Below are 16,228 nucleotides of genomic sequence, written 5' to 3' on the forward strand. Positions count from 1 at the left end.
CCCTTTTGTTTTTCATTTTGCGGCATGGGTCAGCTTTGTGATCTGAGCATATCCGCGAAAAACGCTTCGACAGGCTCCAACACTTTGAAAGGCTCGTGAGCTACGCCCGGCACCCTGTCCCGGTGAACCGCGATGCCACGCGCTTCAAACGACTTTGCCAGTGCTTCAATACGGTCAATGCGACACTCGCCTTGCAGATCAGCTCCGTCCATCCAAAGCGCGCTGTTATGCGGGATGCCGATTTCCCAGGTTGCGGTGTCTTCCTCACCGATCACTGTTTGAACCGTCACGGCCTTCATCGCTTCAAGATCGAGGCGGCAGCCAAAACGTGCTTCAACATCGCGAACGCCAACCCACCAGTCATAATCAGAGTTGAGCAGAGTTACGACGCCCGGCGCTCCGATAGAGACCGCCTTGAGCCTATGAGGATGCAGCATGAAAAAGCGCTGGCAGAACTGCCCGCCGCCCGAAAAGCCGTACATGAGGGCGCGATTGCTTTTAAGGCGATATTTGGCGGCCACCTCGTCGATCATCGACAGCAGAATATGGTCAAAGCGAATGCCTTGGAACTCAATGCGCTTGTAATTGGCAAGATCGCCCTTCACGACGATGCCGGCTGGAAACAGCGGTGCCAGTACAATGCAGCGGTTCTCTCGCGCAAAATTTGCGAAGTGATCGCGGTATTGTGCCGCCGTCCGTCCCGTCCCGTGAATGATGACGAGCAGTTCGTGCGTCTCGGTGCCGTCTTCATCATAGTCCTCGGGGACATAAAGGCAGTAACTGAAACGCTGATCGAACTGACTTGCAAAAAACGTGGTCGCCCCGAAATCGTAGAAGCTGAGCTTTTTACCATGGCCCTGCCGCTTGGTGACAGGCTTTTCCTCAGTGATGGACATGACCGCCCGCCTCTCCCGGTTTCGTATTTGCATTATTGCCCCGCCATTTGAGTTTGACGCCGCCCTCGCCCGTCAGTTCGAGCATTGGAATGGCTGACAAAAGTCGGCGGGTATAGTCGTTTTGTGGCGCGTCGAAAATCTCGTCGCGCGTTCCCTGCTCGATGATACGACCATCGTTCATGACGACCACACGATCGGCAATTTGTTCAACCACGCCCAGATCATGGGTAATGAACAGGCAGCCGAAGCCATAGCTCTGCTGCAGCTTGGCGAAGAGATCGAGAACCTGCGCGCGCACCGTTACGTCAAGTGCCGAGACTGCTTCATCGGCGATGACAAAAGCGGGACGTCGCACGAGTGCGCGCGCAATCGCCACGCGCTGACGCTGACCACCCGACATTTCATGCGCATAACGATTGGCATAATCTCCACCGAGGCCAACGTCCTCCAGTGTTTCGCGAATACGATCCACTTTCTGGCTGGAGGAAAGCTCTTTCGAGAAACGAAGGGCCTCGCCGACCAACTCACCCACTTTCATACGCGGGTCGAGCGATGAATAAGGGTCCTGAAACACCATCTGCGTATGATAACGATATTCGTGATATTGGGATGAACGTCTCTCGACAGGCTGCCCCTTGAACAACAGCTTCCCTTCGCTCGGCCTGACTAGTCCGGCCATCACCCGCGCGGCTGTAGTCTTGCCCGAACCGGAACCGCCAACCACGGCGACAACCTCGTTTGGCAGGACGTCAATAGTAACCCCATGCAGAGCTCGTTTGCCGCCAGTTTTCTTGAACCAGCCACCCCGGGCTTCAAAATCGACAACAAGATCGCGCACGCTGATCAGCGGATCAGCCTTTGGAACCACGCGCGAAGGTCCACGAACCGGCAATGTCGAGAGTAGGTTGCGGGTGTAATCATGCCGAGGCTTTGCCAGAACATCAGCGGTATCGCCCGTTTCAACCACTTCACCATGGCGCATCACAACCACACGATTGGAATAGCGCGCAATCATTGGAAGATCGTGACTAATCAGCAAAACGGTCGTGCCGCGTTCCCGCGTGAGATCGACCAGCAACTCCATAACCTCGCGCTGGATAACTGCATCAAGCGCAGTGGTCGGCTCGTCCGCGATCAGCAGATCTGGCTTCATGAGCATCGCGCAGGCGATCATGATGCGCTGGCGCATTCCGCCTGAGAACTCATGTGGGAACGCCTCAATTGCCCGATCAGGATCGGCAATACCAACACGCAACAACATGGCTCTGATCCATTCGGCATGTTGCGCCTTCTCGGCGGGAAAGTGCAGTTCAAGCCCTTCTTCAAGCTGCCGCCCGATAGTCAGTGACGGGGTGAGCGAAGTCATCGGCTCCTGAAAAATCATGGCAATACCATCGCCACGGAGCCCGCGCAAAGCGGTCGGCGACATCGTTGACACGTTCTGACCCTTGAAGCGGATCGCACCATGACTTGTTTTAATGGACGCCGGAACCAGCCCCATGACCGCCCGCGCGAGCATGGTTTTTCCAGAGCCGGATTCACCAACGATGCCGAGAATTTCGCCAGCTTCTATGGAGAAGGAAGCGCGCTTGACGATCTCCAGCGCACTATCACCAACACGCAGGCTTACATCGTCGATTTCAAGCAGGGGTGCGGAAGTCATGAGCGCTTCCTCATGCGTGGGTCGAGGCGATCGCGCAACGCGTCTCCAAGAAGATTAATACCAAGCAGCGACAGCGAAATTGCGAGGCCGGGGAAAATACCAAGCCAAACAGCCTGCTCAATGAAATTGCGGCTTCCGGCCAGCATGTTGCCCCAAGTGGGCGCTGGCGGCGGCACACCCAGACCCAAAAAGCTGAGCGAACTTTCTGCGAGAATTGCCCAGCCGCACATGGACGTTGCCATGACCAGAACCGGTGCCAGACAGTTGGGCAGAATATGGCGCACCATCGTATAGATTTCCGAGTTGCCCATGACGCGGGAAGCCTCAACGAACTCCCGTTCACGCAGGCTCAAAACCGTGCCACGGACCACGCGGATCACCGAAGACATATAGGCCAGGGCAAGTGCCAAGATGATGCCATTCTTGTTGGCACCGAAGACGGCCAGCAGACCAAGCGCCATCAATATGCCGGGAAATGCCAGCAGAGCATCATTGACCATCATCAACAGCCGGTCGAACCAGCCACGCAAGAAGCCGCTGATCGCCCCGATAAGTACACCGCCGAGGGTGGCGAGAAAGACTGTGAACACGCTGATTGAAACACTGGCCGATGCGCCTCTCATAAGGCGGCTCAGCTGGTCGCGCCCAAATTCATCCGTTCCTAGCCAATGCACAGCGCTTGGCGGCGCAAGGCGCGCGGTAAAGTCCAGTGCCAGCGGGTTGTAAGGCGTCCAGAAGGAACCTACCACCGCTATCGTGAGAAGCGTTGCGGTCAGAATTCCGCCAATAATCGCGTTGAGAGAGGGATTTTTCATTTCGCCGTCACCTTCGGGTCGAAGAGCGGATAGAGAAGGTCCACGAGCAGATTGACCAGCACATAAACGCAGGCTGTGAACAGCAAACAGCCCTGAATGAGGGGATAATCCCGAGCAAAGATGGCATCGACGAGAAGCCTGCCAAGTCCGGGAATCGTGAAGACAGTTTCCACAACAGCGATACCGCCAAGCAGATTGCCAAGGATCAGCCCCAACAGTGTCCAGGTCGGGCCAAACGCATTACGGAAAGCATGACGCCACATCACGGTTGCTTCCGACAGTCCCTTGGCGCGGGCATGGGTAATGTAATCAAGGTTCAGCACTTCAAGCGTCGAGGCGCGCGCCATCCGCAGAATGACGCCGATTTCATGCAGAAACAGTGTGGTGATCGGCAAAACCAGATAGAGAAACGCTTTCCATGGGTTCTCACCAAAGCTGACATAGCCGACAACCGGTAACCAGCCGAGCTTGAGGCCAAAGGCCAGCAACAACAGCAAGCCCATCCAGAATGCCGGAACCGAAAGCAGCAAGGTGGCACAGGTCACAAGCGTCAGATCAGTCAGGCTGTTCTGCTTCCAGGCGGCGACCATTCCAAGCGGAACAGCGACAAGCGTAGAAAGCACCACTGCTGACAAGACAATACGTGCACTTACCGAAAAGCGCTCCAGAACCAGCGAAAGAACCGACTGCTGGTTGGCAATGGAAACGCCAAGATCGCCATGCAGAACATTGCCGCCCCAGATCAGAAACTGGGTGAAGATGCTGTGATCGAGGCCCAACTGCTCGCGCAGCGCGGCCAGCGTCGCAGCATCTGCAGAATCACCCAGCATCAGGGCTGCAGGATCGCCCGGTATCAACCGGACAATCACAAACACAGCCACTGCCACGATCAGCAATGTTGGAATGGCCATGCCTATTCTGGAAAGCGCAAAGCGCAGCATTTCTTTAGCCTTCGATAAAGAGGGATTTCGCGCGTGGCGCGGCATCGGACGGTAGCGGCGTATAATCCTGCAGACAGTAGGTCGCAAACTGGCGGTTCAAAGCAGGCAGCGGCGCGATTTCCATCATGCCAAGCGCTGCTTCCATCACCACCATAGCAACTGTGGCCGTGATATTGTCGTGATTGCCAGAACGTGGCGGGCGGCAGACAGCATAAGGTGTCAGGAAATCGTCAAACAGAGCTTCCTTCAACTCCTTACGGCCAATTTTTCCAACATGTGATTCAAGTAACTGGCGAACGCGCCAATCGCGGTAGAAGCTTTCAGGTACAAACGGGATGCCGGTGTCGCGCAACTTCGTCAACGCGATCGGACTGACCCAATGATTGGCATGAACGATCAGATCATTCTCCGGCAGGATCGGGAAGGATTCATCCGGCGCGCATTCAAAATCGATGCCGAAACCGGCACTCGTCGCAATCATGATATTGTTGGAGCAGGATTTTGGTGTCGAAGCCACAGCTTTGATTGCTTTTGCAAAATGCTCCTGTTCAAGCACCTTTCGGCGCACGAGGCCGAGAGGAACGCCCAGCTTCTTATAGTCGCGTTCGCATTCGAGATAATTGGCGGTGATCGAAATTCCTGCTTCATTGAAGCCGCTGCGCGCCAGTCCACCAGCCTCGACAAACGTCACAAAATCGGGGCCGTTAGTGTTGCGAACACGTAGCACGATACCGGTTTCCACACATTCAGAACGCCAGTCCCAGTTCTGACCATGAACCAGATTACCAGAGGCACTTTTTGCAGGCATGATGAGAGCACCGGTACAGCCATCATCCTGCTCTTCAGGATCAGGCGAACCCGTTTCCGCGCGCGCCATCGCAACGACTTCCGTTCGTGCATTGATCATGACGATCTGCTCAAACGGCACATCCGCGCCTTTGGCGATACCGCGCATTTCCTCGACATAGGACGCGTCGAATTCCTCGATCCGGCCGGCAAATTCTTCGATGAGGCTTTGCCTGCGTTCAGGCGAAAGACCAAACGCGTCGAGCGTGCCGGAATAAAGACCAGCGCTGCGCCGGATGCGTTCTGCTGCCAGCACCCCATATTGGCGCCCGCGCTCTTCCGGCACGCCCGAAACTGTAACGAATGGAAATGGGACAACTGACATATTCAATCCATGTTTTGTATTTTGTATCTACTTAATACAAATCACATTCAATTATTGCAGAGTCAACAGTTTTTTGTTAATGTCAGAAACAATGTGTTTTCACCATTCCTGCAGGAATATTCGCCTGTCGTCCCAATGGGATAGGCTATACGAGAAAGAAATGGTCTGTTGCGAAATATCCCGTATTCTTTGAGCACAGGTTCATGGATGAACGCATTCAGGGGGCGCTGCGCATGAATATGGACGTTGAGAGATCAACGGAAGGCGAAATCGGTCTGAGCAGTCTTCAGGCGGAGGTCGCACATAAAATGGTCTCGCTCATATCCGCTGCACGCTGGAATATTGGCGACCGGCTGTCGGATGTTGCCATTGCAAAAGAGCTCCGTGTATCGCGGTCGCCCGTGCGACAGGTGCTCAATCTTCTTGTAAAGCAAGGTATTGTCAGTCAAACGCCCAATCGCGGATATCAGTTGCACCGCATTCCCGAGCCGAACGAACTCAACGACAATCTACTGCCCCCATCGGAGTCGGAAGAACTCTACCGGCGTCTGATGAGCGCGCGCGCGTCTGGCGCGGTTGGCGACGAGGTATCAGAAACCGAACTTGCCGATCAGTTGGGTGCGACACGCGGCGCGGTGCGCCGGGTTCTGATGCGCTTTGCCACCGAAGGTCTGGCAGAACGCCTTCCGGGCCATGGCTGGCGCTTTGCAGAGTCTCTCGATAATGAGCGCGCGGTCAATGAAAGCTACGCCTTCCGTCTGGTGATCGAGTGCGGTGCGCTTTCGCAACCAGATTATATGCCCGATCTCAACCAGCTTGCCGCCTTACAGCGCGAGCAAATAGAAATTTCGGTACTGCCTATTAGAAGCCTCACAAGGGATCTTTGGTTCAACGCCAATGCGAACTTCCACGAAACCATTGTTTCGTGGGGCGAATAATCGCTTTTTTACGCAATCTGTGCGTTGGCAAAATTATCTGCGCCGCATGACCGAATATTCTGATTTTGACCGTTTGGGCGAAGAACGCATCCGCAGGGCTTGTAGAGATCACTTAGGCATTCTGGAAGCCATCGAGAACAAGGACTTTGAATTTGCCGCCGCTTTGCTCAAACGCCATATTAGTCGTTCGGGCGCCGAGGATGTTTAATTCGGCACCTCACTTATTCGCATCGAAAGGACGACAAAAGGGAAGCACCCAGTTTCGTTCTATAAAAGTCGTTGGTGCATTCAATTTTAGTCACACTCTGAAGCGAGCAGATTGTCGGCAAGGGGTAACGAGACCGTCTTGTCGCTCTTTGCAGAGAAATTCGCTTTTCTGTCGGTAGCCTGATCAGAGACACTGCAACGGTTCATCATCTCAATGAATTTCGTCATGGGACGGTGGCCGCCGGTCTGAACATGGGAGACGGTCTTCCTATGCTGTCGCTGCTGTCAACACTTCTGTTCAAGGGACAGGATTTCGGAAAGACCGTCCTCAAACTTCACCCAGAATCATCGAGGGCTTACCCATGACTGCTGACGCTCCAATCGAACATCGCACAAGCACTCGATACGATTGCAGCGATCCTGCCGATGAACCGCCGCGACATGCTGGCCGGGATTTTGACGGACCAGGATGTCGAGACGCTGTGTCATCTGGTCAATTAAGCTTGGGCGAAAACACACTGCGCACTGACGTCGGACCTGGCCTATCTCGAAGCCTCGGCTTTGAGATAATAGAGCGCGCGAGACACAAGGGGCGGCGTCCAATCCCCGAAAACACGCGCGAACCCGTCCCCAATGTCCTCACGTACATCGGCTTCCATGAGATAGCTAGGGCCGCTTCCATTCTAAGCGGCAGCGCGAACAAGGCTTGGCTCGTCAAGGATTATGGAGCCTTGCATATCAACGGCAGCCAGTCCTTTTCAAACGCCATCGAAACATCGCTCCGTCTTGTAAGCGCGTCCAGATACAGCGGAAGCGGTTGAGGTCGGTGGGAACGATGGGCTTGCCGGCGTGCACGAAATCCGGCGAGGATACGACGGCATTGCTGTGCGCAAGCTCCAGAAGTACAGCGATGATTAGCTTGGAACCAGATCGGTCGGTCTTCCCCATTTCAAAACCATCGGCGACGCAAGCATTCGGCGTTGTCCAGATGAGGTGGGGTATTGGTCCTTTTGGCACCCAAAGGGGTTCATGGTCCAGATTGACGAAAGCCAATGGTACAAGCCTCCCAATCTGCAGGTTCAAGGCGATTTTTGAGCACCACTTGTTTTTTCAAAAACACGACGCTTTTTTCTCAAAATTCAAAAAGTTGATTTCAACCTCAAGCCGATGCCATGATTACCTTCTGAATTGCCTGTGCTGTAGCGGTAATCGATGCCAAGTGAGCCCATTGTCAAAGCTCGTGTCGACACCAAACCAAGTGCCAAGCGTTCATTATCGGAGCCATCAATATCGATGACACTGGTCAACCCGACGAGGTCAGTGTGCCCAGCATTGGCACGTGAACTACTATCGAAGTCGCAGGTGTATTTAATCCTAACTGAGGGCTGGACGCTGGCGAACCTGATATCGAATTCATATTTGAGGCGCACCCGAGCACACCGGCCAGGCTGGATACAGCTTGGTCGCTGTAACTGATAGCATGGGGGACCACTTAGTTCGTCAAAAGCATCTAGCTTCGCATAAGCGCCCTCAACGCGGACATACGGAGAAATGAGGAGCTTGTGCTTCCGGAATTCATATCCTACGTGATCGCCCCGAAAAGCTGACCTCCCTTCCGATCACCGATTGCATACTCTCCCGTGGGCGTCACAAATCTCCTGCTGGAGAAGTCCAGCGACGAGTAGCCCGCAAGACCGTCAATGAAGATACCGGTTGATGGATGATAGTATCCATATACCGCTGCTGAAATAGCCTTCGCCTCGCTTTCAGGACCTTCCGAACCGACATCGGATTTGTCACGTCCGTAACCAAAACCAAAGCCCGCAACGAAGGATTATGAAAAACGGTAATCGATGCCTCCTGAGGCACCGACGGTCGTGGATGAGATCGCGGTTTCGTCGGCGTTGAAGTCACCAAAGTTCACATATCCTCCAGACCAGATAGCTATCTTGTTGTTGAATGCGGTCTGCCCCGTCTCTCCAAATTCGTTCAGCGATGTTCGAGACGCCTTAGCTAATTGGTCATCCTTTTCCGATGCAAAACCCAACCGGACGCCACCGAGATCACTCCGTCTGGCTCCGTCTCCTTCATTGTGCAGTTTCTCCATTCGGCTGGCGAAATTGTTAGTCTGGTCGCGTGCCATGCGTCGCGTTGACTGTACTTGCGCCGTAAGGATGCCAATCACTTCCTGATCCTTGGCTATATCCCGGCCTTGCTGCCATGAGGAACTTGATCGTATGGACAGCAGACGTGCCAAATGAATTCGCTAGCGTATATTTGACGACTGCTGTTCCGCGGAAACCTGTCTCAAGAACGAACGATACATGAGTTCCGGCAACTGTGGCGCTTCCGTGTTTAGGCCCTGCCACGATTGCTGCAGCCGTGAAAGGACCACCTTTCGCGCCGTCCGACACATCAACTGTTCCAGTTTCCCGTGTTCAAGCATTACCGTGTGATCGACTGCTTCCGGCGCAGGCAGGGCAGGACATTTCGCGCCGACGTCACCCCGAGTTCTTCGCGACGTGTCTCGTGGGTACCGTCATCCAGTTCATTCGCCATCCAATTTCTTAGCGAGACCTGATGCCGTCGGCAGAGATGATTGCTTTGCTGATGTTGAAGGAAATTCAGAGACAGGAGAACTAACTCGGCTGGATCGCGAAGCCATCTCCCTGCCATCGGCTGGAATTGATCTGGCGTTCACGCAAAAGAAGCCGGAATGTTATGACGGATTTTGCGGAACTACGATCAGTATCTGCAACGAATAGAGGGCATTTGAACAGATCCTGTGATGGGCAATCACTTGAGGCGGAAGTCGAGTCCTTCTATTTGGGTGAACCTAGCCTAGCTCTAATGACGGGAACTTGCCACAAACGGGCCGTCGCAATTCTCAAAATCGAACTCGAACGTTATAACCAGGCCTGTTGCCGTCGCGGGCCTCGCTACGTTACACAAGTAGACGCAATCCATGCCAGTGACATCGGGGCCTACTATCTGGAACCGTACCGAAGTTCGGCGTGTCGATTGACATCCTTGTAAAGCAGATATCGAAACTTGCCCGGGCCACCTGCATAGCAGGCCTGGGGGCAAAACGCTCGAAGCCACATAAAGTCGCCTGCTTCTACCTCAACCCAATCCTTGTTGAGTTTGTAAACTGCTTTTCCCTCCAGCACGTAGAGCCCATGTTCCATCACGTGGGTTTCGCAAAAAGGGATTACTGCGCCGGGCTCCAGCGTAACGATTGTAACATGCATGTCGTGCCGCATGTCGGAGGGATCGACAAATCTGGTGGTTGCCCAACGCCCGTCAGTGTCTGGCATAGGGGTGGGCAGAATATCACGTTCGTTTGCCACTATTGGGTCTGGAAAAGTAAGTCCATGCAACATCTCGTACTGTTTGCGTATCCAGTGAAAACGAGTGACCACGTCACCGGTATTATGGAGCTTCCAGCCTGCTCCCGCTGGAATATATGCATAGCCCCCGGCCTCCAGCTCGTGATGTTCATTTTCAATGGTCAGTGTCACCGTGCCGTCGAGAACAAAAATTACGCTTTGCGCACGGCCGTCAGTTTCAGGATGATCGCTTCCCCCTCCCGGCTGGACTTCCATTATGTATTGCGAAAATGTTTCTGCAAATCCCGATAGGGGACGCGCCAAAACCCAGAGACGTGTTCCAGTCCAGAATGGAAGATAACTGGTGACAATGTCCCGCATTGTTCCTTTTGGCAATACGGCATACGCTTGGGTAAATATTGAACGCCCTGTCAATAATTCTGTTTGACCCGGATGACCGCCGATAGGCGCAAAATACGCTGGTTTGTTCACAATCGTTCTCCACGAATTCTAAAATGCAGCGAGTAGATCGCGGGAAAAGGGAGGCTCGCGCCCAGCACGGTGCCGGGCGCAATTTCTTTAGATTTATTGCTAGTCCTCAGCTGTTGACTTTGACGGCGACGGTCGAGGCTGGTTCGGTCAGAACGACCGACGTATCGAAATCTCTTTCGCCGGCAAGGACGCGGTCAGCCTTTTCCTTGTCTATGTCACCTTCCCAGGTCGCGATAACCACGGTCGCCACGCAGTTTCCGATCAGGTTTCCAAGAGCTCTGACGATGCCGACAAACCAGTCCACCGACAGGACAAGGACCAGCCCGATCATTGGAATGTCGGGAATAGCCGAGAGCGTCGCCGCGAGAACGACAATTGCTGAGCCTGGAATTCCGTGCGCACCTTTTGATGTAAGCAAGGCGACGCCAAGGATCAGCAGCATATGACCGAATGACAGATCGGTATTGGTCGCTTGTGCGATGAAGACAACGACAAGCGTGAGGTAGAGTGAGAATGCATCCAGATTGAATGAATATCCCGTTGGAATGACCAGCCCAACTGTCGAATCCTTGATCCCCAATCCCTCCAGTTTACGCATGACCTGCGGCAGGACGCTATCCGAGGATGCTGTTCCCGTTACGACGGCCAATTCTTCCCGGAAATACTTGATGAGGCTTATAATGCTGAACCCGGCCATCCTCAGGATCGCACCAAGTACAACAAATACGAAAAAAAACACGCCAGCGTAAAACAACAATACAAGAAACCCGAGTTGTTGCAGCGACGCAATGCCGTAGCGTCCGACAGTAAAGGAAACCGCACCCAGAACGCCGAGCGGAGCAAGACGCACAATAAACCCAATGATTTTAAAGAGTACGGCCCCCACTTCTTCGATCATGTTTCCCACAGATCTGCCTTTTTCTCCCATGAGAGCTAGGCCAGCGCCGAAAAGAATCGAAATGAGCAGAACCTGAAGAATGTCTCCGGTGGTAAACGCATTGAAAACAGTCGTCGGAATAATCTTCATCAGGAAGCCAACCGTGTCAGTGACCTGTTCGGCGTTTGCGGTATAGGTCGTCAAGGCCGTCGCGTCGAGCGAGCTGACGTCGACGTTCATTCCCTTGCCCGGTGAGAATGTATACGCGAGGATAATTCCCAGAACGAGAGCGATTGTGGTAACTGCTTCAAAATAGATCAGGGATTTCAAGCCCACGCGGCCAACCTTCTTCAGGTCCCCGGCTCCAACAATTCCGTGGACCACAACACAGAAAACCAAGGGAGCGATAATCATTTTAATGAGCTTAATGAAGCCATCGCCCAGTGGTTTTAACGATACAGCAAACTGGGGCCAGAATACGCCCACCAATATACCTAGGATTAATGCGAAGATAACTTGCCCAAACAGGGACTTGAAAAAACGCGCCATTTGATCCTCCCTCTCGATGGGGCTATTAGCATCAGCGCTGCGGGTTATCCAACACGGTCCGCTCCGATGCAGTCAGGTATCTTCGTTGGACTACCTGTCACCATCGCCCTCCAATAGCATCTGACGATACAACCTAGACGTCCAATATTTTATTGATTACTCTCTATTCAAAGAAAATATGGATGGAGGTGAGACCATGGAGCTTCGACATCTTCGGTATTTTCTAGCAGTGGCGGATGCGCTCAATTTCACCACAGCAGCCCAGCGGCTCGGGATATCGCAGCCGCCGTTAAGTCATCAGATAAAGCTATTGGAAATAGAACTTGGCGTGGACTTGTTCGAACGCTCCAGCAGGCGTGTCACACTGACCAAAGCTGGCGAAGTGTTCCGCCGAAGAGCGCTGTCTATCCTCGAACAAGTAAAGATGGCATCTGAACACGCGAGATCAATTGGTCAGGGAAATTCTGGTGTGCTGAATATAGGCCTAACCGGCTCAATTTTGATTGGTCATTTCGCCCATATAATGAATACGTTTTGTGCTCAATATCCCGACGTTGAAGTACGCACACATGAGATGTCTCCCGGAGAACAAATCATTGCGCTGAAGGCCGGGCGAACCGAGCTTAGTATACTCAGAAGTCCGCCCGAAGATTCTGATCTCACTCTTGAACTGGCGTGGCCCGAAAAGATCGTCGTTGTTCTGTCGGCTGATCATCGTCTTGCACACCACGAAAGCATTCGGCTTGAGTGGTTAAACAACGAAAAATATGTCTCGCTAAGGTTGGCGGACTCCCGCTTTGCAAACTATTTGCTGAACGCCTGTATCGCTAACGGTTTTGTGCCGAGTATCACTCAGCAAGTCGTTGAGTCATATTCGCTTCTCAGTTTGGTTGCGGCGGGATTCGGTGTTGCACTAGCCCCTGAGTCCGTCAGCCAGCTATCGCGTCCCAATGTGATTTATCGGACTCTTCAACATCCCCCGTTGGTAGCTGATGTCTATGCGGTAAGCCTCTCAACCGACAACCCTGTTACACAGAACTTCCTGAATGTTCTACTGCACCAAACAAATCATCTGCTACCAGAACGGCTAGAGTGCGCGAAAAAATGATGGCCTTGTTCGATATCAATCTGGGTGACTAAGAAGGAGATCTGCCTTCCATTGCAGTAAGTGTGCGGCGCCAAGGGCCGTTGAATACTGCCAGCACTATATTCAAACGACGCTCCAGTGATGTCGAAATATCGGCTGCTGGTATTGCCAATAAATCTGTGCCTGCGGTTCGATCACCCATTTTTCGCTGATCGAAAATTTCTTGTCTGCTTCGAGAGACCATCCATTCATGCCATGGAGGCAGGAACTATAGTCCGCGACTGATTCCGTATCAATGCGGAGCCATGAATGCATGACGATAGCGTCGAAATAGGCTTCGTCTTCCCAGCTGTGCGTCCAGTAGGCACCGAGGCTGTAAGCATCGACATCGAGGTTACCGATCTCGATACTGTTGCCATAGATGTTTCTGGCGCGCATTTCGCCCCAGCTGCGGGCATGGCCCGCCATGGCACGGTCGATCAGTTAGACCATTTCCGGAACCGATGCAGCCGGTTCAGACAAAGCCAAGCAAAAACCCGAAAACCTTTCAGAAGTCATGACAATCAACCGCCCACTTACCACGTTGTCTGCGAATCGTAGAATGGAGGTATGCGCGAACTCCGTCAGCGACTGACCGCATTGGTCGGCTGCACGCTTAACCTGACATCATCAGGTGGCGTTATAATCAATCTCCTAGAGTGTGATCTTGACGAATGGTTCGCCGCTTCGCGGGAAGTACGTTGTATAGCTCGGCCATCCGTCTGGAACCGTCTTTCAGTTCGTCATCCGATCCCCCGCGTAATTGAAGATCAGTAACGGCTTTGAGCTATGCTTGAGAACGCATGCGTCAAGGCCTTGCCGGGCTGCTGCTGGTCGCCGACCGGCAGGCTCTGCAGATATTTCTCGGCGCTGAAAGCCCGGCCATCGCGATCGGCCAGCACATCGGTCAGATCGCCACCTGGGGTTTCATCGCTTTCGGCGTGACAATGGTTCTCTTCGGAACCGTACGTGCAAACGGCCAGGTCATCTGGCCGCTCATCATTCTTTTCGTATCGATGTATCCTGTGCGCCTCGGCGTCGCTATTGGCCTGCGGGAACAGCTTGGTTCCGATGCGCTCTGGCTGAGCTTTCCGGCCGCGATGCTGTCGACCCTGCTGATGTCGACCATCCTTTATTTCCACGGCGGCTGGAGAAAGAATTCCTCCATGCGGGTCGACGCTCATGAGTTGCAGGGCGAAGCGGCATGCGTATCGCAATCAACGGAAGCCGCTCCATCCAGCAACGCACTTGCTCCCAATGCGCCCCTCATCGCCGAAGTGAAAGCCGGCAGCTGAAGCTTCCAGCTCCGCCGATGGGAGGTGGGCGTCCCAACGCTTAAAGCGATTTCATGATCGTTTCGACGCTTTCCTCCACCGACAGAACGGACGTATCCACGCGCAGATCAGTGCTCCATGGCTCGAAGTGGCGTTTCTGTATTTGATCCCAGTCTGGTGGCGTCAATCCTTCGACCGTCATAATTCGCGTCTCGGTGCGACGGCGATGCGTTTCGACGTCCGAACAGGCAACTTCGACCTGAACCCATCTACTGCCGGCTTTTGCCGCGACGTCTCTGAATGCCTGACGGGTGATTTCCGTCGCGTTCACCGAATCGACTATGACGGTACGGCCCAGCTGAAGGTTTTCTGCAGCCATCCTGCCGGACCGACCTCATTCCCTGCCGATGGCGGCGCAGCAGAACGAATTGCCTGCTCGACGGTATCCACGCGAAGATAGCAAGCCCCGATCCGCACGGCGAGAGCCTGTGCTATCGTGCTTTTTCCAGAGGCTGGTAGTCCACCCAGAATAATCAGCATCGGCACCCCCAGGCGGAACATCGTATTTCGGGAGCGTGAAGCTTCGATGACGTTCCAGGCCCGCTGTCCACAACGGGCTACCTGCCGTCATTGCCCCTTTAAACGTCAAAACCCGCCGCTTGTGCGACGAGTTTTATTTTTGGTTGCGGGGGCAGGATTTGAACCTGCGGCCTTCAGGTTATGAGCCTGACGAGCTACCGGGCTGCTCCACCCCGCGTTATGGGTGCGATATTATGACCGGTTTTGGTATTTTTTGGCGCTTTGGGCGTGATTTGGTCTGTTTTGCATGGGTTTGAGAAGATGGATTGATTTGTGTGCTTAGCAGACCTGGCAGCGACCTACTCTCCCGCATCTTAAGATGAAGTACCATTGGCGCTGGAGCGTTTCACGGCCGAGTTCGGAATGGGATCGGGTGCAGCCGCTCCGCCATAACCACCAGGTCGGCGAAGAACACAAATGAGAAGCTGGTTCAGGGCAGTAAGGCAGTAGGGGAATAGGGCAGTATGTTTGGTCTGCGCCTATCCTTTGCCTTTGTGCTTTGTCTTTCTGTGCAGGCGATGGTTAAGGGCTTTAGGCAACATATTGCCTTATTGCCCTACTGCCATATTGCCTTCATCGAACTTCGTTCGATGGATATTGTAAATGGGAGTGATCAAGTCGATCGAGCTATTAGTACCGGTAAGCTGCATGCGTTGCCGCACTTCCACACCCGGCCTATCAACGTGGTGGTCTTCCACGGCTCTGATAGGGAATACTCCCTCTCGTACTAGGGACAGATCCTGTCAATATTCCTACACCCACGGCAGATAGGGACCGAACTGTCTCACGACGTTCTGAACCCAACTCACGTACCGCTTTAAATGGCGAACAGCCATACCCTTGGGACCTGCTCCAGCCCCAGGATGCGATGAGTCGACATCGAGGTGCCAAACAACCCCGTCGATATGGACTCTTGGGGGTCATCAGCCTGTTATCCCCGGCGTACCTTTTATCCGTTGAGCGATGGCCCTTCCACGCGGGACCACCGGATCACTATGACCGACTTTCGTCTCTGCTCGACTTGTCAGTCTTGCAGTCAGGCAGGCTTATGCCATTGCACTCGACGAACGATTTCCGACCGTTCTGAGCCTACCATCGCGCGCCTCCGTTACTCTTTAGGAGGCGACCGCCCCAGTCAAACTACCCACCATACACGGTCCTGGACCCGGATAACGGGCCGCAGTTAGACATCCATATAGGCAAGGGTGGTATTTCAAGGATGACTCCACAATGGCTGGCGCCACTGCTTCAAAGTCTACCACCTATCCTACACATGCCGACACGAATGCCAGTGTAAAGCTATAGTAAAGGTGCACGGGGTCTTTCCGTCTAACCGCAGGAACCCCGCATCTTCACGGGGAATTCAATTTC

The 16,228-nt window shown here is 53.7% G+C and carries 17 protein-coding genes, 1 tRNA gene, 2 rRNA genes and 3 pseudogenes (1 of these 23 running past the window's edge); 5 read left to right on the forward strand and 18 right to left on the reverse strand.

Going from position 1 to position 16,228, the window contains the following annotated elements; all coding sequences use genetic code 11:
* Positions 1–29 precede the first annotated feature (29 nt).
* The 5 genes from OINT_RS18140 to OINT_RS18160 are packed head-to-tail and all read right to left on the reverse strand — an operon-like array spanning position 30 to position 5,486.
* Entirely contained in the window at positions 30–896 is an 867-nt protein-coding gene (locus tag OINT_RS18140) for a hypothetical protein (RefSeq protein WP_006470551.1), read from the reverse strand.
* Entirely contained in the window at positions 883–2,559 is a 1,677-nt protein-coding gene (locus tag OINT_RS18145) for a dipeptide ABC transporter ATP-binding protein (protein WP_006469356.1), read from the reverse strand. The genes OINT_RS18140 and OINT_RS18145 overlap by 14 nt, the downstream gene beginning before the upstream one ends.
* Positions 2,556–3,374 (reverse strand): ABC transporter permease, encoded by an 819-nt coding sequence (locus tag OINT_RS18150; protein WP_006469357.1) that lies wholly within the window; start codon positions 3,372–3,374, stop codon positions 2,556–2,558. Before OINT_RS18150 ends, OINT_RS18145 begins: the two co-directional genes overlap by 4 nt.
* Complete coding sequence (locus tag OINT_RS18155) at positions 3,371–4,315, reverse strand: ABC transporter permease (RefSeq protein ID WP_006470550.1); 945 nt, start codon at positions 4,313–4,315, stop codon at positions 3,371–3,373. The genes OINT_RS18150 and OINT_RS18155 overlap by 4 nt, the downstream gene beginning before the upstream one ends.
* A gap of 4 nt (positions 4,316–4,319) precedes the next feature.
* Positions 4,320–5,486: a C45 family autoproteolytic acyltransferase/hydolase gene (locus tag OINT_RS18160; protein WP_230349654.1), complete on the reverse strand. Its 1,167-nt coding sequence runs from the start codon at positions 5,484–5,486 to the stop codon at positions 4,320–4,322.
* A gap of 203 nt (positions 5,487–5,689) precedes the next feature.
* On the opposite strand from OINT_RS18160, the gene OINT_RS18165 reads away from it, so the two are divergent.
* The 3 genes and pseudogenes from OINT_RS18165 to OINT_RS24445 form a co-directional block, all read left to right on the forward strand.
* On the forward strand, positions 5,690–6,424 hold the full coding sequence (locus OINT_RS18165; protein ID WP_006469360.1) for a GntR family transcriptional regulator: 735 nt from the start codon (positions 5,690–5,692) through the stop codon (positions 6,422–6,424).
* Positions 6,405–6,632, forward strand: a complete 228-nt coding sequence (locus tag OINT_RS24160) for an FCD domain-containing protein (RefSeq protein WP_006469361.1) — start codon at positions 6,405–6,407, stop codon at positions 6,630–6,632. The genes OINT_RS18165 and OINT_RS24160 overlap by 20 nt, the downstream gene beginning before the upstream one ends.
* 425 nt (positions 6,633–7,057) lie before the next feature.
* Positions 7,058–7,195: pseudogene (locus tag OINT_RS24445) on the forward strand (integrase); the annotation flags it as partial.
* A 174-nt stretch (positions 7,196–7,369) separates the two neighbouring features.
* Here the strand turns inward: OINT_RS24445 and OINT_RS22545 are convergent.
* The 6 genes and pseudogenes from OINT_RS22545 to OINT_RS18185 form a co-directional block, all read right to left on the reverse strand.
* Complete coding sequence (locus tag OINT_RS22545; protein WP_006470546.1) at positions 7,370–7,684, reverse strand: type 2 periplasmic-binding domain-containing protein; 315 nt, start codon at positions 7,682–7,684, stop codon at positions 7,370–7,372.
* 529 nt (positions 7,685–8,213) lie between these two features.
* A pseudogene (locus tag OINT_RS24165) lies at positions 8,214–8,402 on the reverse strand (autotransporter domain-containing protein); the annotation flags it as partial.
* 63 nt (positions 8,403–8,465) lie between these two features.
* Positions 8,466–8,870, reverse strand: a complete 405-nt coding sequence (locus OINT_RS24170) for a hypothetical protein (RefSeq protein WP_410171164.1) — start codon at positions 8,868–8,870, stop codon at positions 8,466–8,468.
* On the reverse strand, positions 8,755–9,045 hold the full coding sequence (locus tag OINT_RS24450; RefSeq protein WP_410171163.1) for a hypothetical protein: 291 nt from the start codon (positions 9,043–9,045) through the stop codon (positions 8,755–8,757). The genes OINT_RS24170 and OINT_RS24450 overlap by 116 nt, the downstream gene beginning before the upstream one ends.
* A gap of 573 nt (positions 9,046–9,618) precedes the next feature.
* A complete protein-coding gene (locus tag OINT_RS18180) occupies positions 9,619–10,452 on the reverse strand; it encodes a bifunctional allantoicase/(S)-ureidoglycine aminohydrolase (protein ID WP_006469369.1) in 834 nt (277 codons plus the stop codon).
* Between the two features lie 106 nt (positions 10,453–10,558).
* Positions 10,559–11,878 (reverse strand): C4-dicarboxylate transporter DctA, encoded by a 1,320-nt coding sequence (locus tag OINT_RS18185; RefSeq protein ID WP_006469370.1) that lies wholly within the window; start codon positions 11,876–11,878, stop codon positions 10,559–10,561.
* A 196-nt stretch (positions 11,879–12,074) separates the two neighbouring features.
* Here OINT_RS18185 and OINT_RS18190 point away from each other — a divergent pair, with 196 nt between their 5' ends.
* Positions 12,075–12,986, forward strand: coding sequence for a LysR substrate-binding domain-containing protein (locus tag OINT_RS18190; RefSeq protein ID WP_050791029.1), 912 nt, complete (start codon positions 12,075–12,077; stop codon positions 12,984–12,986).
* Between the two features lie 102 nt (positions 12,987–13,088).
* Here OINT_RS18190 and OINT_RS18195 read toward each other — a convergent pair whose 3' ends face one another.
* Together OINT_RS18195 and OINT_RS23150 are read right to left on the reverse strand one after the other, a co-directional pair.
* Positions 13,089–13,433, reverse strand: a complete 345-nt coding sequence (locus OINT_RS18195) for an autotransporter domain-containing protein (protein ID WP_006469372.1) — start codon at positions 13,431–13,433, stop codon at positions 13,089–13,091.
* A gap of 15 nt (positions 13,434–13,448) precedes the next feature.
* A pseudogene (locus OINT_RS23150) lies at positions 13,449–13,610 on the reverse strand (DUF1778 domain-containing protein); the annotation flags it as partial.
* 197 nt (positions 13,611–13,807) lie between these two features.
* Here OINT_RS23150 and OINT_RS18200 point away from each other — a divergent pair.
* Positions 13,808–14,299 (forward strand): MATE family efflux transporter, encoded by a 492-nt coding sequence (locus tag OINT_RS18200; RefSeq protein WP_006469373.1) that lies wholly within the window; start codon positions 13,808–13,810, stop codon positions 14,297–14,299.
* Between the two features lie 40 nt (positions 14,300–14,339).
* Here OINT_RS18200 and OINT_RS18205 read toward each other — a convergent pair whose 3' ends face one another.
* From OINT_RS18205 to OINT_RS18220, 5 genes are all read right to left on the reverse strand, one after another.
* A complete protein-coding gene (locus tag OINT_RS18205) occupies positions 14,340–14,657 on the reverse strand; it encodes a hypothetical protein (protein ID WP_006473496.1) in 318 nt (105 codons plus the stop codon).
* Entirely contained in the window at positions 14,618–14,839 is a 222-nt protein-coding gene (locus OINT_RS24380; protein ID WP_006469374.1) for a P-loop nucleotide/nucleoside kinase family protein, read from the reverse strand. Before OINT_RS24380 ends, OINT_RS18205 begins: the two co-directional genes overlap by 40 nt.
* Before the next feature lie 119 nt (positions 14,840–14,958).
* Positions 14,959–15,035: transfer RNA gene (locus OINT_RS18210), tRNA-Met, on the reverse strand.
* A 108-nt stretch (positions 15,036–15,143) separates the two neighbouring features.
* Positions 15,144–15,258 (reverse strand): 5S ribosomal RNA (gene rrf / locus OINT_RS18215).
* A 208-nt stretch (positions 15,259–15,466) separates the two neighbouring features.
* Positions 15,467–16,228, reverse strand: a 23S ribosomal RNA gene (locus OINT_RS18220) (it continues 1,928 nt past the right edge of the window).

This window comes from Brucella intermedia LMG 3301 (assembly GCF_000182645.1).
GTDB classification, from domain to species: Bacteria; Pseudomonadota; Alphaproteobacteria; order Rhizobiales; family Rhizobiaceae; genus Brucella; species Brucella intermedia.

Coding starts and splice junctions, on each gene's coding strand:
- OINT_RS18185 (WP_006469370.1), bottom strand. CDS start 11,878: ATGGCGCGTTTTTTCAAGTCCCTGTTTGGGCAAGTTATCTTCGCATTA.
- OINT_RS18145 (WP_006469356.1), bottom strand. CDS start 2,559: ATGACTTCCGCACCCCTGCTTGAAATCGACGATGTAAGCCTGCGTGTT.
- OINT_RS18200 (WP_006469373.1), top strand. CDS start 13,808: ATGCGTCAAGGCCTTGCCGGGCTGCTGCTGGTCGCCGACCGGCAGGCT.
- OINT_RS18205 (WP_006473496.1), bottom strand. CDS start 14,657: ATGGCTGCAGAAAACCTTCAGCTGGGCCGTACCGTCATAGTCGATTCG.
- OINT_RS24380 (WP_006469374.1), bottom strand. CDS start 14,839: ATGTTCCGCCTGGGGGTGCCGATGCTGATTATTCTGGGTGGACTACCA.
- OINT_RS18150 (WP_006469357.1), bottom strand. CDS start 3,374: ATGAAAAATCCCTCTCTCAACGCGATTATTGGCGGAATTCTGACCGCA.
- OINT_RS18140 (WP_006470551.1), bottom strand. CDS start 896: ATGTCCATCACTGAGGAAAAGCCTGTCACCAAGCGGCAGGGCCATGGT.
- OINT_RS18190 (WP_050791029.1), top strand. CDS start 12,075: ATGGAGCTTCGACATCTTCGGTATTTTCTAGCAGTGGCGGATGCGCTC.
- OINT_RS18160 (WP_230349654.1), bottom strand. CDS start 5,486: ATGTCAGTTGTCCCATTTCCATTCGTTACAGTTTCGGGCGTGCCGGAA.
- OINT_RS18195 (WP_006469372.1), bottom strand. CDS start 13,433: ATGGCGGGCCATGCCCGCAGCTGGGGCGAAATGCGCGCCAGAAACATC.
- OINT_RS18165 (WP_006469360.1), top strand. CDS start 5,690: ATGGATGAACGCATTCAGGGGGCGCTGCGCATGAATATGGACGTTGAG.
- OINT_RS18155 (WP_006470550.1), bottom strand. CDS start 4,315: ATGCTGCGCTTTGCGCTTTCCAGAATAGGCATGGCCATTCCAACATTG.